General features: G+C 60.7%; 14 protein-coding genes and 1 tRNA gene. 12 read left to right on the top strand and 3 right to left on the bottom strand.

All coding sequences use genetic code 11. The features are described from left to right. The first annotated feature begins 200 nt into the window (after positions 1 to 200). Positions 201 to 1,628: a DEAD/DEAH box helicase gene (locus AC1PUL_RS03355; protein WP_480466621.1), complete on the top strand. Its 1,428-nt coding sequence runs from the start codon at positions 201 to 203 to the stop codon at positions 1,626 to 1,628. 71 nt (positions 1,629 to 1,699) lie between these two features. On the opposite strand, the gene AC1PUL_RS03350 is transcribed toward AC1PUL_RS03355, so the two are convergent. Further along, on the bottom strand, positions 1,700 to 2,590 hold the full coding sequence (locus tag AC1PUL_RS03350) for a DMT family transporter (protein WP_480466620.1): 891 nt from the start codon (positions 2,588 to 2,590) through the stop codon (positions 1,700 to 1,702). 386 nt (positions 2,591 to 2,976) lie between these two features. Between AC1PUL_RS03350 and AC1PUL_RS03345 the strand changes: the two genes are divergently transcribed. From AC1PUL_RS03345 to AC1PUL_RS03330, 4 genes are all read left to right on the top strand, one after another. Next, the gene (locus tag AC1PUL_RS03345) at positions 2,977 to 4,386 is read left to right on the top strand and encodes a circularly permuted type 2 ATP-grasp protein (protein ID WP_298467225.1); all 1,410 of its coding nucleotides are present in this window, start codon (positions 2,977 to 2,979) and stop codon (positions 4,384 to 4,386) included. Between the two features lie 7 nt (positions 4,387 to 4,393). After that, positions 4,394 to 5,335, top strand: a complete 942-nt coding sequence (locus AC1PUL_RS03340; protein ID WP_298467228.1) for an alpha-E domain-containing protein — start codon at positions 4,394 to 4,396, stop codon at positions 5,333 to 5,335. Positions 5,336 to 5,347: 12 nt separating this feature from the next. Beyond that, positions 5,348 to 6,169 carry a transglutaminase family protein gene (locus AC1PUL_RS03335; protein WP_480466619.1) on the top strand — a complete coding sequence of 274 codons (822 nt, stop codon included), beginning with the start codon at positions 5,348 to 5,350 and terminating at the stop codon, positions 6,167 to 6,169. Between the two features lie 217 nt (positions 6,170 to 6,386). Next, positions 6,387 to 6,863: a hypothetical protein gene (locus AC1PUL_RS03330; RefSeq protein ID WP_480466618.1), complete on the top strand. Its 477-nt coding sequence runs from the start codon at positions 6,387 to 6,389 to the stop codon at positions 6,861 to 6,863. Positions 6,864 to 6,866: 3 nt separating this feature from the next. On the opposite strand, the gene AC1PUL_RS03325 is transcribed toward AC1PUL_RS03330, so the two are convergent. Then, positions 6,867 to 7,334: a MarR family winged helix-turn-helix transcriptional regulator gene (locus AC1PUL_RS03325; RefSeq protein WP_480466617.1), complete on the bottom strand. Its 468-nt coding sequence runs from the start codon at positions 7,332 to 7,334 to the stop codon at positions 6,867 to 6,869. Between the two features lie 335 nt (positions 7,335 to 7,669). On the opposite strand from AC1PUL_RS03325, the gene AC1PUL_RS03320 reads away from it, so the two are divergent. The 3 genes from AC1PUL_RS03320 to AC1PUL_RS03310 all read left to right on the top strand — a co-directional run bounded on the left by AC1PUL_RS03320 (position 7,670) and on the right by AC1PUL_RS03310 (position 10,666). Next, positions 7,670 to 7,746 (top strand) — tRNA-Arg (locus AC1PUL_RS03320). Between the two features lie 268 nt (positions 7,747 to 8,014). Then, on the top strand, positions 8,015 to 9,751 hold the full coding sequence (locus tag AC1PUL_RS03315) for an AMP-binding protein (protein WP_480466616.1): 1,737 nt from the start codon (positions 8,015 to 8,017) through the stop codon (positions 9,749 to 9,751). Positions 9,752 to 9,766: 15 nt separating this feature from the next. Continuing rightward, entirely contained in the window at positions 9,767 to 10,666 is a 900-nt protein-coding gene (locus AC1PUL_RS03310) for a bile acid:sodium symporter family protein (protein WP_480466615.1), read from the top strand. A gap of 339 nt (positions 10,667 to 11,005) precedes the next feature. Here AC1PUL_RS03310 and AC1PUL_RS03305 read toward each other — a convergent pair whose 3' ends face one another. Continuing rightward, positions 11,006 to 16,141 (bottom strand): beta strand repeat-containing protein, encoded by a 5,136-nt coding sequence (locus tag AC1PUL_RS03305; protein ID WP_480466614.1) that lies wholly within the window; start codon positions 16,139 to 16,141, stop codon positions 11,006 to 11,008. Positions 16,142 to 16,736: 595 nt separating this feature from the next. Between AC1PUL_RS03305 and AC1PUL_RS03300 the strand changes: the two genes are divergently transcribed. The 4 genes from AC1PUL_RS03300 to glf all read left to right on the top strand — a co-directional run bounded on the left by AC1PUL_RS03300 (position 16,737) and on the right by glf (position 22,217). Next, positions 16,737 to 18,782, top strand: a complete 2,046-nt coding sequence (locus tag AC1PUL_RS03300; protein WP_480466613.1) for an O-linked N-acetylglucosamine transferase, SPINDLY family protein — start codon at positions 16,737 to 16,739, stop codon at positions 18,780 to 18,782. A gap of 132 nt (positions 18,783 to 18,914) precedes the next feature. Continuing rightward, a complete protein-coding gene (locus tag AC1PUL_RS03295) occupies positions 18,915 to 19,649 on the top strand; it encodes a hypothetical protein (protein WP_480466612.1) in 735 nt (244 codons plus the stop codon). A 46-nt stretch (positions 19,650 to 19,695) separates the two neighbouring features. Beyond that, positions 19,696 to 20,949, top strand: coding sequence for a DUF6250 domain-containing protein (locus tag AC1PUL_RS03290; RefSeq protein WP_480466611.1), 1,254 nt, complete (start codon positions 19,696 to 19,698; stop codon positions 20,947 to 20,949). Positions 20,950 to 21,059: 110 nt separating this feature from the next. After that, positions 21,060 to 22,217: a UDP-galactopyranose mutase gene (gene glf, locus AC1PUL_RS03285; protein WP_480466610.1), complete on the top strand. Its 1,158-nt coding sequence runs from the start codon at positions 21,060 to 21,062 to the stop codon at positions 22,215 to 22,217. Positions 22,218 to 22,229 lie beyond the last annotated feature (12 nt).

The following is a 22,229-nucleotide window of genomic DNA, read 5'->3' as shown; positions in this document are numbered from 1 at the left end:
GTGAGCGAGCCCAGCGACATCTGAGACGCGAAGAAGGCAAGGCGCGAAGAGAATGCGGCGATCATCATCGCCGATGCGCTGGAAAGTTTTTCCAACTTACAAGTTCCCAAATCACGCGGGGTTCTTGACGCCAATGCCAACCGGTTCGCACATCCGCGACCCGGTCGAATGGTTTTTGGCGCCCCCGAAAGGCATATGCTTTGACCACGTTCGAAGACCTTGGACTGTCCAAGAAAATCGTGAAGACCCTCGGCCATCTCGGCTTTGAAACCCCAACCCCCATCCAGGCCCAGGCGATCCCGATCGTCATGGAAGGCCGCGACCTGATCGGTCTCGCCCAGACCGGCACCGGCAAGACGGCTGCCTTCGGCTTGCCGATCATCGAAGCGCTGATGGCGAGCGAAGCCCGTCCGCAGTCCCGCTCGACCCGCGTTCTGATCCTCGCACCGACCCGCGAACTGGTGAACCAGATCGGCGACAATCTGCGCGCCTTCAATCAGAAGCTCCCGCTCAAGATCATCCAGGTCGTCGGCGGCGCCTCGATCGGCAAGCAGCAGATGCAGCTCCTGTCCGGCGCTGACATCCTCGTTGCCACCCCCGGCCGCCTGCTCGATCTGATCGAGCGCAATGCCGTGACGCTGCGCAATGTCAGCCATCTCGTTCTCGACGAAGCCGACCAGATGCTTGACCTTGGCTTCATCCACGACCTGCGCAAGATCTCGAAGATGGTGCCGCCGAAGCGCCAGACCCTGCTTTTCTCGGCCACCATGCCGTCGTCGATCGCCGATCTCGCCGCCCAGTTCCTGACCAACCCGGCCAAGGTCGAAGTCACGCCGCCCGGCAAGGCCGCCGACAAGGTCGAACAGCACGTGCACTTCCTGGCTGGTCAGAATGCCAAGACGGAACTGCTCAAGAAGATCTTGAACGACAACCCGGATGGCCGCTCGATCGTCTTCCTGCGCACCAAGCATGGAGCCGAGAAGCTGATGAAGCATCTCGACATCACCGGCTACTCGGTCGCCTCGATCCACGGCAACAAGAGCCAGGGCCAGCGCGAGCGGGCCTTGAAGGGTTTCCGTGACGGTCAGATCAAGACCCTGATCGCCACCGACGTTGCCGCCCGCGGCATCGACATCCCGGCCGTCAGCCACGTCTTCAACTACGACCTGCCGGAAGTGCCGGATGCCTATATTCACCGCATCGGCCGCACCGCGCGCGCCGGCCGTGACGGCATCGCGATCGCCTTCTGCGGTCCGGACGAAGGCCGTCTGCTGCGCGACATCGAGAAGCTGATGGGCATCGACATCCCGGTCGCCTCGGGCGAACCGCCGGCAAGCCTGCAGCGCCCGGTCCGTCCGCAGCGCCGTGGCGGCGCAGGCGGCGGCAACAACCGCAACCATCAGGGTGGCCAGGGCCGTGGCAAGTCGGAAGGCGGCGCCAAGGCGGACGGTCGTCCAGCTGGCAAGCCGGGTCACCGCAAGGGTGGCAGTGGCGGCGGTCAGAACCGCAATGCCAACGGCAATGGCGGCAATCGCTCGGCCAATGGCAATGGCGGCAACCGTGGCGGCAATGGCCAGGCACGGCCTGCCCGTTCCGGCACCGCCGGCGGCCGTCGCCGCGAGGCATGAGCCACCGCTCAAGCTGATTTGATACGATGAAATGGCGCGGCACCCACCGCGCCATTTTTCATGGCCGGAGGTCAGGCCTCTGGTGTCGCCGAGACCGGCTTGCGGTTGGTGAGATAAACGCCGACCATGACCACGCAGGTGCCGATCATCATCGCAACCGTCAGCTCCTCCCCGAACGCAATGGCCGCTTCGAGAGCAGCCAGTGGCGGCACGAGATAGATGAGCGACGCGGCCTTGGATACGTCCCCCCGGCGGATGAGATAGAGCAGCAATGCCACCGCCCCCATGGAAATCCCGACCACCGACCAGGCGAGCGTGGCAAAGAAGCCCAAACTCCAGTCAACATGCAGATTTTCGAGCGCGACGGCCGCAGGTATCGTGACGATCAGAGCCCCTACAAATTGCAGCGCCGCGACCGCACGCAGATCGCCCTCACGCACGAACCGCTTCTGATAAAGCGTGCCGGCGGTGACGCAGGCCATGGCGAGCACATTGATGGCGACCGCATAGGCGGGAATGCTTGAAGCATCGAGAATGACCACCTTGGGCAGGACGGCAATCGCCACACCGACAAAGCCGATGATCAGGCCAGCCCTCTGGCTCCAACTGAGCTTTTCCCCGATCAGATAGGCGGCGGCAATGCCGGTCATCAGCGGCTGCAGTCCGGCGATAATGCCCGAGAGCGCGGCGGGCACTCCCTGCCCGATCGCCCACCAGACCATGCCGAGATAAAGACCATGCAGGAACATGCCGGAGACGATCGCATGCAGCCATCCAGCGCGATTCTTCGGGAAGGACACGCCCCCGATGCGACAGACGATGTAGAACAGGGCCACCGCCGTGGCATAGCGCACCAGGAGGAAAGTCAACGGGTCTGCAAAGAAGGTCGCATACTTCGCGGAAACCCAGCCGGTAGACCAGAGAAGAACGAAAATGGCGGGCGCAAGCCGGGCAAGGGTCATGGACAGATGTCTTTCTGGGACCGGAGTTGAAGCCGCCGGCGCACCGTTTCGATACTGCGGCATGGCCCGGGGGTCAAAAGAGTTTTCCTGCAGATCCTCGTGAATTCCGTTCAACGGTATCGATCACAAAAAATCTGCCGACAGAAGAAGCCTAATTTTTAAGCGAAGCAGCCATCAGTCGGCTCGGACAATTTCACGATAAGGCAAATCACGTGGGAGTAGCGCTCCCGGAAGCACCAGCCCGTCTCGATATCTGCCCAGAATTTGCGCCATTGCTGGAATTTCAAGCACATTCAGAATTGTCTAATTATACGGACGCAGACCGTGAACGACCTTGCATTGGCCAAATGGTTGTATTCAAATGACGAAAAAAGGGGATGGCGCCATTGGCATTTGATGAAATGATGACTGCGGACAACGATCCGCGCGGACCTTACCAGAACTACTTCGATTGGTATTCCAGCCAGGATCCGGCAAGGCTTCTGGCCAAGTCGCGAGACGCGGAAAACATCTTCCGGAAAACCGGCATTACCTTCGCCGTCTATGGCCATGCCGACAGCTCCGAAAAGCTCATACCCTTCGACATCATCCCGCGCATCATTTCCGGCCGTGAATGGCGAAAGCTCGCCCAGGGCATCGAACAGCGCGTGCTCGCCCTCAATGCCTTCCTCGACGACATCTACCACAAGCAGGAAATCATCAAGGCCGGCCGCATTCCCCGCGAGTTGATCGAGAAGAACGTCGCCTTCCTGCCCGAGATGATCGGCTTCCGTCCGCCGGGCGGCGTCTATACGCACATTGTCGGCACCGACATTGTCCGCACCGGCGAAGATCAGTTCTACGTGCTGGAAGACAATGCCCGCACGCCCTCCGGCGTCTCCTACATGCTGGAGAACCGGGAAACCATGATGCAGATGTTCCCGGAGCTCTTCCAGCTCAACAAGGTACAGCGCGTCGAGGACTACCCCTATCTGCTCCGCCAGTCGCTCGCGTCTCTTGCGCCCCCCGGCTGCAAGGGCAAGCCGCGCGTCGCGGTCTTGACCCCGGGCATCTATAACTCGGCCTATTACGAGCACTCCTTCCTCGCCGACATGATGGGCGTGGAACTCGTCGAAGGCTCGGACCTGCGCGTCATCGACGGCAAGGTGAAGATGCGCACCACGCGCGGCTACGAGGCGATCGACGTGCTTTACCGCCGTGTCGACGACGACTTCCTCGATCCCTTGACCTTCCGCCCCGATTCGGCGCTCGGCATTCCCGGCATCATGGATGTCTACCGCGCCGGCAACATCACGATTGCCAATGCACCGGGCACCGGCATTTCCGACGACAAGGCGATCTACAGCTACATGCCGGAGATCGTCGAATTCTACACAGGGCGCAAGGCGATCCTCGAGAACGTGCCGACATGGCGCTGTTCGGAAGCCGACAGCCTGAAATATGTGCTGGAGCATCTCGAAGAACTCGTGGTCAAGGAAGTCCACGGCTCCGGCGGCTACGGCATGCTGGTCGGACCGACGGCCACGAAGAAGGAGCGCGCCGATTTTGCCGACAAGCTGAAGGCGCGGCCCTCCAACTATATCGCCCAGCCGACGCTGTCGCTCTCGACCGTGCCGATCCTCGTCAACAAGGGGATTGCGCCCCGCCACGTCGACCTTCGTCCCTATGTCCTCGTCTCCGACAAGGTGCAGATCATCCCCGGCGGCTTGACCCGCGTGGCCCTGAAGCAGGGCTCGCTCGTGGTCAATTCCAGCCAGGGCGGCGGCACCAAGGATACCTGGGTACTGGAGGACTGACATGGTCATGCTCGGAAGAACTGCCAACGGCCTCTACTGGATGTTCCGCTACATCGAGAGAGCCGAAAACATCGCCCGCCTCGTGGATGCAGGCCTCAGGATGTCGCTGACCCGCACCGGCGCCTCAGATGACGACTGGGATGCGGTGCTGCAGAGCGCCGATGTCCGCAGCCTGTTTGCCGAGCGCCAGGACAAGGTGACCGCCGCAGACGCGATCGACTTCCTGCTACGCGATACCGCCAATCCCTCCAGCGTCATGTCCTGCATCGACGCGGGCCGCAACAATGCCCGCATGGTGCGCACGGCGCTGACCCGTGAAACCTGGGAAGCCACCAACGAATGCTGGATCGAGCTCAAGCAGATGCTCGCCCGCAAGCTGAAATCGGCCGACCTCCCCGAAGTCATCGACACGGTGAAGCGCCGCGCCGGCCTGATCCGCGGCGCCTTCCACGGCTCGATGCTCAGAAACGAGATCTACAACTTCGCCCGCATCGGCACCTTTATCGAGCGCGCCGACAATACAAGCCGTATTCTCGATGTGAAATACTACGTGCTGCTGCCGGCGATCACCCATGTCGGCTCCTCGCTCGACAACATGCAGTGGGAATCGATCCTGCGTTCGGTCTCCGCCCACCGCTCCTACCGCTGGGTCTATGACGGGGAATACAAGGCCGCAAACATTGCCGACTTCCTGATCCTCAACGGTCAGATGCCGCGCTCGCTCGCCTATTGCTACGAAAAGATCGTCTCCAACCTCGGCTATATCGGCAAGGACTATGGCCAGCGGCTCGCCGCCCATGAGACCGCCGATACCGTGCTCGCCAGCCTGAAATCCACCTCGATCGACCAGATCATGGATCAGGGCCTGCACGACTTCCTCGACAATTTCATCGCCCACAACAACAAGCTGGGCAGTGAGATTACCGAGGGCTACCGGTTTTACAGCTGAGCAGGATCGAGCATGCGTCTCAAGATCACCCACACCACCGAATATCGCTACGACGATCCCGTCCAGTATTCCCTGCAGCGGCTCAGGCTCTGCCCTCTGGACGGCCCGGGCCAGAAGGTGCTCTCCTGGAACATCGCCGTTGATGGCGCGACCGTCGAAGCGGGCTTCAACGACCAGTTCGGCAATCACACCCATCTGGTGTCGACCGAGGGGAACAGCCACAGCGTCCACATCGTCGCCTCGGGTGAGATCGAGACCGAGGATCGGGCCGGCGTCTTCGGTCCGCATCAGGGCTATGTGCCGCTCTGGCTCTACCTGCGCGAAACGCCGCTCACCAAGCCGGGCAAGTTGACCCGCGAACTGGTTCGCAGCCTGACGGGCGACAACGAACTGGCCAAGATGCACGATCTGATGGGCAAGCTGAACGCCCAGATCGCCTACGAGCCGGGAACAACAGGCACGGAAACCACCGCCGAGCAGGCGCTGGAAGCCGGCCGCGGCGTCTGCCAGGACCACGCCCATGCCTTCATCGCCGCCGCACGCAGCATGAGCCTGCCGGCACGCTACGTCTCCGGCTACCTGCTGATGGATGACCGGGTCGAGCAGGTCGCGACGCATGCCTGGGCCGAGGTGCATCTGCCAGGCCTCGGCTGGGTCGGCTTCGATGCAGCCAACAAGCACTGCCCCGATGCCCGCTATGTCCGGATCGCGACCGGCCTCAGCTATCCCGACGCTGCACCGGTATCCGGCATGCGGATCGGCATCGCCGGTGAAGATCTGACAGTGAAGCTCATCGTCGAGCAGACCCAAAGCCAGAGCCAGTCGCAAAGCTGAGGCAGCCCTCGGAGAGAACGCTGGCAAGCGCGCCGCAAGCTCCGCACCACGTCTGCATGGTCTTGTGCCGTGAGAGCAGGTCCAGCAAAAGTGCGTTAGCGGTTTTGCGTCCGGACTGCGTAAAAACAAATAGATAGAGCATTTCAGGCGATCCCGTTTTCACCGGAAATGCTCTAGAGCGCGGCCAGACCCGGCCGCAGCGGAGGTTTTGGCGCGCATGCTGTTTGGAAAGTCGCTCTTCCAGTCCGTTGTCGACCGGCTCGACGCGGAGGCCGAAGAACAGGCCCCGGCGGAGGAGCCGGCTTTCCGGATCAACGGGCTTTCGACGAGCTTCGTGCCCGATGCCCCCGCTCCGGTTCATCCGTCATCCGGCGTCGCAGCCGATCCGCGCCTGGACGCCTATCTCTCCCTGATGCCGGAGGAAACGGCGCCGAGCGAGCCTGAACCGCCCGCCCCGCCCCCGCTCCCGATCTGGCTGGAGCGCCTGTCGCCGGAAGAGGTCGCGGAGGACCTTGGCCTGGCTCCTACCGACGATCGCGACCGCCTGCAGGAGCGTCGCCGCAACTTCGCCCGCGACAATCATCCCGACCGGGTCGCGGAAGACTACCGCGAGGCCGCGACTGTTCGCATGAAGATCGCAAACCGGCTGATCGACGAAGCCATCAACCGATTCGATCTGGGTATCGGGAGATGAAGCTCAGTCGTAGAGACGCTTCAGAAGCTTGTTGACCGTATCGCGTTCGGCAACACCGCCGAGCTGATCCAGCACCCATTGCTCGTGGTCGAGCCAGATCGGCATCAGCTCTTCGAGATAGGCCTCGCCGGCCGGCGTCATGTAGAGCGACTGTACCCGGCGGTCTGTCTCCGACTTGCGACGCTCGATGAAGCCTTTGTTTTCAAGACCATCGACGATGGCAACGAAATTCGCCCGCTGAATGCCGAGCGCTTCGGCCACTTCGCTCTGTTTGGAACCCTGATTGTTGGTCAGAAGAAGCAGCACGGCAAAGTCTGTCGGGCGAAGTCCTTTCGACGAAAATGCTTCATTGAAATGTTGAAAAACGGCAAGCTGCGCCCGCCGCAACCGATACCCGACGGCATCATCCATCACTGAAAAGTCCAGCCTGGACGGGTTGGGCACCAATTCATCCATAGTAAGTTCCGGCATGTCCCCGCCATTGCCATGATTGCCCCTCAATCGGGCCGCTTCTGGCGCGAGCGACCCTACTGCAACGATACTAACGGTTTAAACCGATGCCACAAGGGAGGAACAGCGACCAGTTCTGCGTGATCCAACAAATTTGGACGATATGTTATCACCTTTTCTCACGAACCCAGACCAAGCTCGAAAAGAACCGGGCATTTGATCACAGACCAACAAAAACGCTCGCTCTCGCCCCATGGAAACTGTTGGAAGCCGTCTGGAAGGTTTTTTCGGATTGAAGCCAGTCAGTGACTGCGCTATGACCGCTTTGGAAGCAACGAGTCATCTCGTCGCCGGAAGCACCCGTAGCTCAGCTGGATAGAGTGTTGGATTCCGATTCCAAAGGTCACAGGTTCGAATCCTGTCGGGTGCGCCATCCATCAAATAAGCTTCAGGTTTCATGCAAGGCAACCAGAGCGTTATGAGCTCGGCGCTGCTCTCGTTGTTATTGATAACGCGGACGTGATGGCCTTTGCGCAGGCCAGGGTCGCTTTGATGGTTGGGAAACCCGGCCAAGCCCCCGAAATCGCTGGACTTTGACGAAAGACAAATTCATCTTCCAGACGTTCAGGAGGAACCGGATCGCGACGGCATGCGGTTCGCAGATCAGTGAAGCGCCGAAGAGCGCCCTGGGGGGAGTTGATATGGAACACATTTTCACGCCGCCACGACCGTGGCTGGCGTCTTACGGCACGAACATCCCGCAGGAGCTGGGCGCGCTTCGCTACAGAAGCATCGCCGATCTGGTGGACCAGTCCTGTGCGGCCAACGGTCCGCGCAAGGCCTTCACCTGCGTCGTGCCGAACGGCATGAATGGCAGTTTGACCTATGCCGAAATCGGTGAAATGTCGGATGCCTTCGCCGCATTCCTGCATCACGAATGCGGATTGCGGCCGGGTGACCGGGTAGCCGTCCAGCTGCCGAACGGTCTGCCTTATCCCGTCGTCGCCTTCGGCGTCTTCAAGGCGGGCTGCGTTCTCGTCAACACCAACCCGCTCTACACGCCGAGCGAGATGATCCATCAGTTCAACGATTCGGGTGCCAAGGCGCTCGTCATCGTCGATATGTTCGCCGACAAGCTGAGCGAAGTCGTGCCGAAGACAGGCATCAAGAGCGTGGTGCTGGCTGGCATTCCCGAATTCTTCCCGAAAATTCCGGAGATCATCATCCGCGGCGTTCAGAAGGTCTGGGCCAAGACATTGCCGACGGTCCCTGCCCTCGCCGTGCCGGTGATCCGGATCAAGGAGGCCCTCGCCAAGGGCCGCGCGCACAAGGCTGACGTCAAATCCATGTGGGCTGCCTCCGGTCCCGACGACCTCGCCATGCTGCAATACACGGGCGGCACGACAGGCGTTGCCAAGGGGGCCATGCTGACCCATGGCAATATCCTGACCAATCTTGACCAGGTCCGCGCTGTCGCCGGGAGCGTCATGGCGCGGGAAGATATGGTGCTCACCGCATTGCCGCTTTACCATATCTTCGCCTTCACAGCGAACCTGATGACCTTCTTCGAGCTCGGCGCCCGCAACATTCTGATCCCCTCGCCGCGGCCGGTCCAAAATCTGCAGCGGGCGATCGAAAACTATCCGATCACCTGGGTCACGGGCGTCAACACGCTGTTCAATGGGTTGATGAACGAGGAATGGTTCACCGCCTATCCGCCGAAAAAGCTGAAGGCAGCGATCGCGGGCGGCACCGCCCTGCATGAAGCGGTTGCCACGCGCTGGCGCGTCATGACGGGCACCCCGATCGGTGAAGGCTATGGCCTCAGCGAAACCTCGCCGCTGGTCAGCTTCAACCCGTTCGATGACCGGGGCCGGCCCGGCAGTATCGGCATCCCTGTCCCAGGATGCGACGTCATTCTCGTCGACGGCGACGGCAAACCGGTCCCGACGGGAGAACCGGGTGAACTGACCGTGCGCGGCGCACAGGTCATGCAGGGTTATTGGCAACGCCCGGATGAAACAGCTTCTTCGCTGCAGAACGGCTGGTTCGCGACTGGCGACATCGCGGTGATGGATGCCGATGGCTATCTGAAGATCGTCGATCGCAAGAAGGATCTGGTGCTGGTCTCGGGCTTCAATGTCTACCCGAACGAGGTGGAGGATGCGCTGGCCAAGATGGACGCCGTCCTGGAAGCGGCCGTCGTTGCGATCCCCGATGCGAAGACGGGTGAAGCCGTGCGGGCCTATGTGGTCCGGAATCCGGATTTCGAAGGAGACCTGACCGAAGACGATATCCGCAGTCACTGCAAGACCCTGCTGAGCGACTACAAAGTACCGAAATCCGTCGTTTTCCGTGACGCCCTGCCTAAGACGCCAATCGGCAAGATCCTGCGCAAGGACCTGAAGGCCGAAGTGGCAAACGAGTTCAAGCGATAAGCGAGGGGACGGACAATGTTGACGGAATTTGAAACCACACTCCTCGGCATCATGATGATGGTGATCATGCTGGGCATGGGCGCCTCCATGACATGGCGAGACTTCTTCATCGCCTTTCGCAAGCCCAAGGGAATCCTGGTCGGGCTTTTGAGCCAGTACATGATCATGCCCTTCCTTGGATATGCCCTGGCCGTAATTCTCGGCCTGCCCGCTGGTATGGCTGCGGGACTGATTCTGATTGCCTGCATGCCGGGCGGCACCACCAGCAATATCTTTACCTATTTCTCCAAGGGCGTTCTGGCGCTTTCGATCATGATGACCACAGTCTCCACATTGGTGGCCGTGGTAACCGTGCCCCTGCTGATCAGCTTCTACAGCGGCCTCGCCGGCCTCCGGGGCGACTATGTCATCCCCGCCAGCAATGTTGCCCAGGTGCTTGTCGTCCTGATCGTGCCGACTGCGCTCGGAATGGTCATCCGCAAGCTCAACGCCAATGTCGGCGCCTCGATCGAAATGCTGGGCTCACTGCTCGGCGTGTTCGTCATCCTGTTCCTGATCGGCTCCTGGGTACCGCGCAATTATCAGATGCTGCTGGATACGCCATTCGCCGTCTACATCGCGGCCGTCGGCATCGGACTGTTCGGCATGCTGCTCGGCTATTGGCTTGCACGCGCCTTGCGCCAGGATTCGAATCGCTCACGCACGATCAGTCTGGAAACAGGCATCCAGAATGGGCCACTCGCCGCCCTCATCGTGACACTGACCTTCACAGGCACGCAGCAGCAGGAGGTCCTGTTCATCCCGATCCTCTACAGTCTGTTCATCGTCATTACCTCTTCGATGATCACAGTATGGTACCGGCGGACAGCGACTGCAGAGGCTTTGGCCCGTGATGCAGCCAAAGTACGAACCTGAGAGCGCTCCAGCCTTAAGAGCTTAGCAAGGCCCAATCTAAGGACCCCGCCAACCGAAAGCGTTGGCGGGGTTTTGCTTTGGCGCACGCGCAAGTGAAGCGAGACAGGGCTGCACTGAGTGCCCCGGTATTCTGTGGGCCTTTCGTATGCCCCCTCCCCCGCCGGGCAATCCATCTGCCTCATGGCAAACCTTATCGGGGACCCATAACCCGGGATAACGCCCCGGCACCAACCTACGCACACCGGCACGGCTGCTTCCAATGCAAAGAGCCCTGCCGGATGCCGGCAGGGCTCTTCGTGTCCAAAGTTTCGGAAGGAGGCGCTGGTCGCGCCTCGCTCCTTAGATCGCCAGGTAGGCTGCCAGCCAGGCGTTAGTCTGTTCCGAGTTCAAGGCCGGGATCTGAGTCGAGGTGAAGGCCAAGATTTGATCAGATTCCAGGCTGCTGATGTCATCCGTGGACAAGCCAGCCAGGGCAGTGGTGGTGATCGCGGCGATGTCTTCCGTCGAGAAGGCCAGGAGATCCTCACCTTCCAGAGCGGCGATTGCTGCCGAGTTCAGGGCACCGACCTGCGTGGAGGTCAGGGCTTCAACCTGGTCGGAGGTCAACGCCACCAGCTGAGCCGTCGTCAGGGCACTGACCACACGGGTTGTCAGGTTGGTGATCTGACCGCTCGTCAGACCTGACAGACCATCCGTCGACAGGTTCTGTGCCTGTGCCGTGGTCAGGACCGCGACCTGGGCCGTCGTCAGACCGCCGACCTGCTCGGAGTCCATCGCAGCGACCTGAGCCGTCGTCAGAGCCGCTACCTGGGCGGTCGTCAAACCCACCAACTGGGTGGAGGTCAGTTCAGCGAAGTTCGCCGTCGACAGGGCTGCAATCGTCCGGGTGCTCAGTGTTGCGAGCTCGGTCGAGGTGAAGGTTGCCATGTCCTCGGTTTCGAGACCAGCGATGGCTGCAGAGGTGAGCAGTGCGAACTGCGCGCTCGTCAGGGCATCGATCTGATCGGTGGTGAGTGCTCGTACCTGATCAGAGTTCAGCGACGAGAACACGCTGGTCTTCAGCGCAGCAATCTGCTCGGTCGAGAACGATGCGAGGTTCTCGGTCGAGAAGGCTGCGAGCTGTGCCGAGCTCAAGGCGTTGATAGCGAGGGTCGTGATGCCATCGATATCTTCGCTGGTGAGCACTCCGATCTGAGCCGTGGTGATGGCGGCAACCTGGGCCGTCGTCAGACCAGCAAGCTGCACCGAGTCCAGAGCCGCAAAGTTGGCGGTGGACAGCTGGGCCAGGGCGCGGGTGTTGATGGCCGCCAGATCCGTCGGAGCGAAGGTCGCGACATCCTCTGTTTCCAGACCAGCGATACCAGCCGAGCTGATGGCGGCGATCTGAGCCGTCGTCAGGAAGTCGAACTGGCTCGACGTCATTGCACCGATCTGGGCGGAGCTCAGCAGGGCAATACCGCTCGTTGCCAAACCAGGCAGCTGTGTCGACGTGATCGCTGCCAGCGTATCGGTCGTCAGAGCGGCGACCTGTACGGAGTTAAGGACAGCGAGCTGGGCGCTGGTGAGGCCGACAATCGCATCAGAGGTCACAGCAGCCACCTGCGCGGTGGACAAGGCAGCGAGCTGGCCGGTCGTCAACCCGACAGTCTGGGCAGACGTCAGTGCAGCGATGTTTTCAGTGCTCAGCGCAGCGACCACACGGCTCTGCAGAGCCGCAATGTCAACCGAGTCGAAGGTGCCAACATCCTCTGTAGACAGGCCGGCCACCGCAGCAGAGCTGAGCTGCGAGAGCTGCTCCGTCGTCAGGGCTGCGACCTTATCGCTTTCCAGTGCTGCAATCTGAGCCGAAGTCAGGCTTGCAACAGCACGGGTGGAGATTGCCGCCACCTGTCCGGTTTCAAGAGCAGCCATGGCCTCGGTCGTGATGCCGGTGATGGCAGCCGGGGCGATGATCGCGATTTCATCCGTGCTGAACGCCGCGATATCTTCCGAAGCCAGGGCGGCCAGATCGGTCGATGTCAAGGTCGCGATCTGGGTCGAGGTGAGCGCTTCGATCTGCTCGGACGTCATCGCCGTCAGCTGATCAGCGGTCAGAGCGGACACGGCGCGGGTTGCAAGCGAACCGACGCTCGCGGTCGTCAGTGCTGCGACGGTTGCCGTCGTCAGAGCCACGATCTGAGCAGAGCTCAGGACACCGGCCTGGACAGTGGTCAGACCGACGATCTGGTCGCTGATCAAGGTCGAAACCTGGGCCGTCGTCAGAGATGCAACCTGCGCAGTCGTCAGACCAGCAAGCTGATCGGAGTCAAGCGCTGCAATATTGGCGGTCGACAGAGCGGCAACTGCACGGGTGGAGAGTGCAGCCAGATCGGACGTTGTGAAGATATCGATATCTTCGGTTTCCAGACCCGCTACCGCTGCGGTCGTCAGAACAGCCAGCTGGCCGGTCGTCAGAGCCCCGAGCTGATCGGACGTCATTGCAGCCACTTGGGCAGAGCCAAGAGCGGCGACCGCACGGGTGTTGATGGCGGTGACCAGATCAGTTGCGATCGAGGAGAGCGTATCCGACGTCAGCGCGTTGATCTGCGCACTGGAGAGCATGGCCACCAGGTCGGAAGTCAGACCATCGAACTGATCGCTGATCAGCGTTGCCACCTGTGCGGTCGTCAGAGCGGTCACCTGAGCCGTCGTCAAGCCGCTGAGCTGGAGGCTGTCGAGGGCCTCGATGTTCGCGGTGGACAGAGCGGCAATGGCACGGGAGGACAGCGCAGCGAGATCCGTGGATGCGAAGGCGTCGACGTCTTCGGTTTCGAGACCGGCAACAGCGGCGGACGTCAGGGCGGCGAGCTGGCCGGTGGTCAGGGCACCAATCTGCTCGGACGTCATGGCGGCCACTTGTGCCGAGCTCAGGGCGGCGATGACGCGGGTGTTGAGCGCGATCACCTGATCACTGGAGAGCGAAGCAAGCGCCTCTGTGGTCAGTGCATTGACCTGCCCACTGGTGAGCAATGCGGTCAATGCGGTGCTCAGACCGTCGAGCTGATCACTGTCGAGGACCGCGACCTGTGCAGTGGACAGAGAAGAAAGCTGGCCGGACGTGAGACCGGTAATCTGGTCGCTCGTAAGGGCAGCCACGTTCTCGGTGCTCAGGGCCGCAAAGGCACGAGAGCTAAGTACAGCGATCTCTGCGGAATTGAGCGTACCGAGTGAGTCGGTGTTCAGACCGCGGATCGCAGCGGAGGTCAGGTTCGCAAGCTGAGCCGTCGACAGACCGCTGAACTGATCCGAGTCGAGTACGTTCAGCTGGGCCGAGGTCAGAGAGGAGATCGAGCGGGTGCTGATCGCGCCGAGCTGCACGCTGTCGAAGGAGTCGAAGGCATCGGTCGTCAGAGCGGCAACCTGACCGGACGAGAGTACGCCGATCTGCGCCGAATTCAGACCATCAACCTGATCGCTCGTCAGCGAACCGATCAGAGCGGTGGAGAGGGCGGCGAGCTGCGCCGTGGTCAGACCGATCACCTGGTCGGACGTCAGGGTCGCAAAGGCGCCGGTGGTGATAGCCGCCAGCGAGCGGGACTGCAGAGCAGCGATGTCAGCCGAGTCGAGAGCTGTGAGGTCCTCAGTTGCGAGGGTTCTGACGGCCATCGAGGTCAGTGCGCTCAACTGGGTCGTGCTGAGGGCACCAACCTGTTCCGAAGTCAGGCCAGCGACCTGGTCACTGGTCAGGCCTGCTATGGCACGAGTGCTGATTGCTGCAACGCGATCGGTCGTCAGCGATCCGATCTTGTCGGAGGTGATGCCAGCAAAGGCAGCAGAGCTCAGGGTCGCGATTTCATCGGTCGAGAATGCATTGAGGTCTTCGGTCGCAAGGGCTGCGATATCGCTGGAAGAAAGTGCAGCAATCTGGGCCGACGACAATGCTTCGATCTGCTCGCTGGACATCGCAGCAAGCTGTGCGGTCGTCAGCGCGCCAACGGCACGGCTGCTGAGCGCAGCGACCTGCCCGGTGTTGAGTGCAGCAACGTTGTCATTTCCGAGTGCGACCACCTGGCTGGACGTCAGGGCAGCGACCTGCGTGGTGCTGAGGCCCGGGAGCTGGTCACTGATGAAGGCAGCGACCTGTGCGGTCGTCAGCGACGCGACCTGTGCGGTCGAGAGGGCTGTCAGCTGGTCCGAAAGCAGGGCAGCAATGTTGGCAGTCGAAAGTGCTACGAGAGCACTGGAATTGAGGGCTGCAAGCTCGGTGGAAGAGAAGGTTCCGACATCTTCGGTCTCAAGACCGCGAACGGCGGCAGACGTAAGTGCGTTGATCTGGCCAGTCGAGAAGGCTGCAACCAGTTCGCTGGAGAGCGCGGCAACCTTTTCAGAGGTCAGGGTGGCGATTACACGGGTCGAAAGGCCAGGGACCTGATCAGTCGAGAGCGAAGCAAGCGTTTCGCTGCTCAATGCGGCGGCCTGAGCCGTTGTAAGGCCGAGGAGCTGGCCAGACGTCAGGCCGTCGGCCTGGTCAGAGTTCAGGGCCGCGATCTGTGCGGTTGTCAGGATAGCGATCTTGGCGGAGGTCAGACCACCAAGCTGAGCCGAATCGAGCGATGCAAAGGCTGCAGTGGAGAGTGCAGCAAGTGTCCGGGTCTGCAGGGCTGCCACGTCGGCAGAATCAAGGACATCGAGATCATCGGTGCCCAGACCCGCAACCGCAGCGCTGGTGAGAGCGGCAATCTGGCCGGTCGTGAGGACATTAACCTGGTCCGTCGTCAGTGCTTCAACCTGTGCCGAGGTCAGCAGGGCAACGGATCGGGTGGTCAGCGCAGGAACCTGAGTGCTGGTAAGGGCGGCGATCACGTCCGTCGTCAGGACACGAACCTGGCTGGAGGTCATTGCGCCAAGCTGGGCCGATGTGAGACCCACGACCTGATCGGTCGTCAGGTTTGCGATCACGGTGGTCGAAAGCGAAGCGAACTGGCCAGAGGTCAGACCGGAAATCTGATCGGAGTTCAAGACCGCGAAATTGGCAGTAGAGATCCCGGCAAGAGCGCGGGTGCTGAGCGCGGCAAGCTCGGTCGAGGTCAGCGTGCTCATGTCGTCGGTGTCGAGACCAGCGAGAGCGGCGCTTCCAAGCGAGTTCAGCTGAGATGTCGTCAGAGCATCAAACTGCTCCGAAGTGAATGCGGTCACCTGAGTCGATGTCAGGGAGTTCAGGAAGCGGCTGCTGAGCGCCGTCATCTTGGCGCTGTCGATGACAGCGAGCTGGTCAACCGTCAGTCCGCGGGCCGCCGTCGTCGAGAGGGCGCCGAGCTGGCCCGTGCTGAGAACATCGAAGTCCTCCGTCTCGAATGCGCTGAGCTGAACCGAAGAGAGCGCTGCCACCTGGGTGGTGGTCAGCGCCGCAACGTCCGCAGTCTTGAGGCCGGCGATCAACGCCGTGGACAACGACCGGATCTGGGTTGTGGTCAGAGAAGAGATAATCGAAGTCATATGACGCGCGCCTTTAACGTTTGCGGTTGGCCGTTACATTCCTTTTGCCACCGGTCGCAGGGGCACCCCTTGTGCCTCTCCGTCACGACCCCGGGTACATCCTGCGCCCTAGGTGGCCGATTGACGCAATCGGACCGGACATACCGGCCTTATGCGCTGTCCTTGCGGACGAATATCTTTTGGCTGGAACATGGCTCGACCGAGCCTGGCGTTGGAGAGGGCATCATGCTGCAGACCAAACGTCTGCTTCCCACACCGTCAAAGAAGCGCATCCCGATCCGGATACACTCCGAGCCCCATCCACCATGAGCACACGCACAGGATGGGACGATTCTCACAGAGATGATTAGGGCTCATCCTCTAATTTTGTATTAACGGAAAAGAACGGAAATGGAAGATGCATTTTTATTATTGAGTATCGTTTGAGACTGTTCTTGGGCATCGCAATTGAAACAAGCTTGTTTCAACGAACCGACACCTCCTCACGATCATCCTAACGCAAGCCCAAAGCAAGCTAGGCCGAATAGGAGTATTTCCAACGCCGTTGTGCGGGAACGAAACTTGGCCCTCTTGGTCAGCAACAGATGTGATGTCGATGGTGATACATACAGCATTTGCCCCGGAGCAGACCGCTCAACTCGCAACCGCACTGGATGAAGCGCGGCGCCAGAAGCTTTCCCTTTTGGATGTTCTCAAGCTGGCGGAGCAATGGGGAGCCGCCGGGCAGTCCTCGTTCTCCGCAGAGCTTTATAAGGTCTGGACGGCCTTCAACGAGCAGAGCCCGTTGTTGCACCTGGCCTTGTTCAACTACTCCGTCACCTTGAAACAGCTTGGCGACACGGCTGGGGCGATCAACGCCCTCAAGGCTGCCCTCAGGGCATCGCCGATGATGGGGCAGGCCCACATCAATCTCGGTCGCAACTATGAGGACGCCGGTCTCGGCGCTCTCGCGATCCAGCAATGGCGCAGCTACGTCGATGCGACGGCCGAAATCACGCCCGACAAGTCGGTGCATCGCCTGATGGCTCTGCAGCATATTGGCCGTGTCATGGAAGGCGCCGGTCTCTACGAAGATGCTGAGGCTGCGCTCTGGCAGGCCATTGAACTGCGGCCTGATAAGCCTGAGGCCGGTCAACATTGGATTTCGGTGCGCCAGCACCAGTGCAAGTGGCCGGTGGTTCAGACATCGGAATATGTCACACGCCGCCAGATGCTCGATTCGATCTCGCCTCTGCCGCTTGCCTGCTATGCCGACGATCCGATCTACCAGATGGCCAAGGCCTATCGCTACTTCAAGACGCTCGCCGGACGCCCGGATCCCGCTCATTTGAACAAGCCCGTTCCGCGCAAGAAGGTTGGAACCGGTCAGCGTCTGCGAATCGGCTATGTCTCTTCCGACCTGCGCGACCACGCCGTCGGTTTCGCATTGAGCGAGGTGCTCGAACTACACGACAAGTCGTCCGTCGAGGTCTATGCCTATTACATTGGCGAGCCGCGCACCAATGATGCCACCCAGACCCGTATGAAGGCCGTCATAGATGTCTGGCGCGACATCGCCGCAATGTCGGATCTCGATGCTGCCCGACAGATCATGGCCGACGAGATCGATGTTCTGATCGACGTGAACGGCTACACCAAGCTTGCCCGGACCAAGATCTTCTCTTACCGCCCTGCCCCGGTCATCGTGAACTTCTGCGGTTACCCCGGGACCATGGCAAGTCCGGTTCACCAGTATATTATTGCCGATGAGCAGATCATCCCGCCCGGCAACGAACTGTACTACACCGAAAAAGTCCTCCACATCCCCTGCAATCAACCCGTCGACCGCAAGCGGGTCATCGGGCCACGCCCGACACGCGCAGAGGCTGGCCTGCCCGAAGACGCATTTGTCTTTGCCTGCTTCAACGGCATGCAGAAAATCACCGCTCCGGTCTTCGCCCGCTGGATGGCAATCCTCACCGCGACCCCGGGCAGCATTCTCTGGCTTCTTGGCGCGTCGGATGCCGTCAACCAGCGCCTGCGGGATCTCGCAACCTCTGCCGGTGTTGATCCGTCCCGCATCTACTTCGCCCCCAAGGCACCCAACCCGAACCACCTGGCGCGTATCGCCATCGCCGATCTCTTCCTCGACACCTTCCCTTACGGTGCTCACTCGACGGCATCCGATGCGATCACCATGGGCCTGCCGGTTCTGACGGTTCCCGGCAAAAGCTTCGCCTCTCGTTTCTGCAGCAGTATCGTCAAGTCGGCCGGCGTTCCCGAGCTCATCTGCGCGACACCTGACGATTATGTCCGCAAGGCGGTCACACTGGCGAAGGACAAGGCGGAACTCGCTCGTATCCGTGCCTCTCTGCAGGCCCAGCGCGAGACTTGCGCGCTTCGCGACATCCCGCGCCTCGTCCGCCGTCTGGAAGAGCTTTATTGGCAGATGCAGGGCGAACGCGAACGCGGCGAAACGCCGACCCCGGATCTGTCCAACATGGACATGTATTACGAGATCGGCTCGGAAGTGATGACGGCCGAAGTCGAATTCGAGGACGAGGCCACCTATCGCAAACGCTACAGCGACAAGATCGCGGCCTGGGATGCGTTCCATCCGGTAACGCCGGATACGCGTCTGTGGTCTGCAAACAAAAGCTGAGACCAGGCAGCCCGGCGAATTAAAAGCCTTCTTTTATGCAATCCGGTTGCGCCCAACGTCATGGGCGCCACTCTTTTCGATCAAATCAATTCACGCAGCGCATAGTGCTGACATTCAGGGGATACAGGGAATATGCAGGAAAAATATCAGCATTACGAAACGCTGGTCGGCGAAGTCGAGAACACGATCGCAAAGATCAAGGCGCTGCCGATCGCGAGGTGCTACGATACCCAGTTCCTCGAAACGGAATTCATCCCGAGCCTCGGCCTGAACAACGAATACCTGGAGCAGCAGCCGGCGGAACTGTCTCCATATTTCGGCAAGGGTCTGCATCTGTGGCAGTATCCCTCCCAGCTGTCCCGCTATCTGGTTTGGCTGGCCCACAATGCCCGCGAAATCCGCACCTTCTCCGAGATCGGCTGCCGCTGGGGCGGCACGTTTATCCTTGTCAATGAATGGCTGAAGAAGATCGGGGCACCGCTCGAATTCTCTCTCGCCATCGATCCGATCGAGCCGACACCGTTTGTTCGGAAATACATCGAAGTTTCGTCGACGCCCGTTCACTACATCAAGAACTTCTCCACCTCGCAGGAAGTGATCGACTACATGTCGATGCTGAAGCCCGAAATGGTCTTCATTGATGGCGACCATTCTCTGCAGGGCGTGATGTTTGACCACCTTCTTGTCCGCAAGACGGCCAAGATCATCGTCCATCATGATGTTGCCTCTCAGGCATGCCCCGGCACGTCGGTATTCTGGAGCTATGTGAAGCAGGCTGAGTCGGACTTCTTTGCCTGGGAGTTCACCCAGCAATACACGTCCGTGTCCGGCAACTTCCTCGGCATCGGTGCGCTGAAGCGCCTCTGATCCCGCAACAAGTCTCCCAATCGCCGCCGATCGCCCAGAGGACCTCATGGCACCCGTTATTCTCGTCACTTTCGCCGGCCGCGAAGCCCGCATGCAGATCCTGAACAGCTATGTCCGCAGGGCCATGGCCGACGGCCTCATCGATGAATGGCACATCTGGGATTTCACCCGTTCCGCAGCAGACCATGCCTGGGTCACCCGCGAGTTCGGCCCAGTCCGCTATATGGGTGACAATGTCGGCTACCAGCATCGCGGCACTTTGAACAAGGCGGCGGCGCACCGGATGAGTGCGCGCATTACCAATGATCTGCACATCGCCCTCCTGCCGAAGGACGATCCGAACAATTTCATCGAGATCGTCGTCGGTGGGTGGAACAATCAGCAGTCGGTGCTGCGAAGACTGTCGCGATCCCAGCTCACCGATCCGGACCGCAAGCAGGTGCCCTCAGCATGGCTGCGTTCGACGCCCGGGGTCCTCTCTTCAGGTCGCGTGAATGACGTGGTCCTCAATATCGACAGCGCCGGCATTCCGGATCTGATGGTGAACGGGATCACGGTCGGACGGTGGCCGGATGTCAACCTCTCCGCCGGCGTGGATGTCATGGTCCGCGGCGGCTGGGGCGGCAGTCTGGAATTGACCGACGCCGTGGCACCCGTGCGGCGCTACATCGGCAATCCCGGCGACGAAATGCCGTATTTCCAGTGCTACCAGTATTACGCCAAGCGGTTGCCGGACTTCGCAGACGCTCTGTTCCTCAAATGTGATGACGACATCGTCTATGTCGATCTCGATGGGCTCTCGGGCTTCATCGACCATCGCCGCAAGAACCCGCATTACTTCGTGACCTCGGCGAATGTCGTGAACAATGGCGTTTGCGCTTACTTCCAGCAGGTTTCCGGCGCCTTGCCTCAGTCGCTTGGTCATTTCGAGCGCCCCCCGGGCGGCTTCGGCGGGACGCTCTGGACGGATCCGAACAAGGCGAACAACCTGCACGACTTCTTCCTGGCCTCGCCGAAGAAGGAATTCCCGCTGCCGTCCAAGGTCGTTGATTGGCAGGAACGCCAGTCGATCAACTTCATTGCCTGGCTCGGCAGCGACCTTCAGCACATGGCGCTCGCCAGAGGCGACGACGAGAAGATGCTGACGGTCGATCTCCCCGCCTTTCTGGAGCGCCCGACGGCTATCTACTCAGACTTCACCGTCAGCCATCTGAGCTTCGGCCCGCAGGAAAAAGGCGTCGACGTCAACAGGCTGATCACGGCCTATGATGCGCTGATGCGCGAAAAACTCGCCGTCTGACGGCATACCCATCGACCGGCGGCAAAACCGCCGGTCTTTCAGCAATTCGGCGAGACGCGGCAGGCTTTAGCTGGAACCACGCCCGCCCTGAAATCGAGGAACATGCTCACATGGCACAGGGTCAGAAAATCGGGATCGTCGGCGCAGGTCTCTCGGGCGCCGTTATTGCGCGTGAACTGGCGGAAGCGGGCTTCGAGGTCGAGGTTTTCGACAGCCGTTCCCATATCGGCGGCAACTGCCACACCGAGCGCGACGCCGACACCGGCGTCATGGTGCATATCTATGGCCCGCACATCTTCCACACGGATGACGCTGAGGTCTGGGACTACGTCAACAGCTACCAGACCTTCCTGCCTTACAAGAACCGGGTGAAGACCACGAGCCAGGGCCAGGTCTATTCGCTGCCGGTCAACCTGCACACGATCAACCAGTTCTTCGGCAAGACCTTCCGCCCCGACGAGGCCCGTGCCTTCATCGAGGAACAGGCCGACAAGACCATCACCGATCCGCAGACTTTCGAGGAACAGGCGCTGCGCTTCGTTGGACGCGACCTCTACGAGGCCTTCTTCAAGGGCTATACCGAAAAGCAGTGGGGCTGCTCGCCGACCGACCTGCCGGCCTCGATCCTGAAGCGCCTGCCTGTGCGCTTCAACTACGACGACAACTACTTCTTCCACAAATTCCAGGGCATGCCGGAAAACGGCTATACCGACATGATCGAAAAGATCTTCGACCACCCGAAGATCAAGGTGACGCTCGGCCAGCATTTCGACCCGCGCGCGCCGCATGACTATGCCCACCTCTTCTATTCCGGCCCGCTCGACGGCTATTTCGCCTATGAGTTCGGCCGCCTCGGCTACCGAACGCTCGATTTCGAGCGCTTCAGCTATCAGGGTGACTATCAGGGCTGCGCGGTGATGAACTACGGCGATGCGTCGGTGCCCTATACCCGCATCACCGAGCACAAGCATTTCTCGCCCTGGGAAAGCCACGAGGGCTCTGTCTGCTACCGAGAATTCTCCCGCGCCTGCGGCGAGAACGACATCCCCTACTACCCGATCCGCCTGGTCGAGGAGAAGGCGCAGCTCGCCGACTACGTCGCCCGTGCCAACGAGGAAAAGTCCGTCACCTTCGTCGGACGCCTGGCGACCTATCGTTACCTCGACATGGACGTGACGATCCGCGAAGCACTCGACACCGCCCGCCTCTTCCTGACGAAATCGAAGGAACAGGCAGCGATGCCCGCCTTCGTCCACGCCCCGCTCTGATCAGAGAATGAC

It is taken from the genome of Rhizobium sp. P43 (assembly GCF_056730705.1).
Note: the sequence above shows the minus strand (reverse complement) of the source record. Positions and strands in the feature narration are given on the sequence as shown.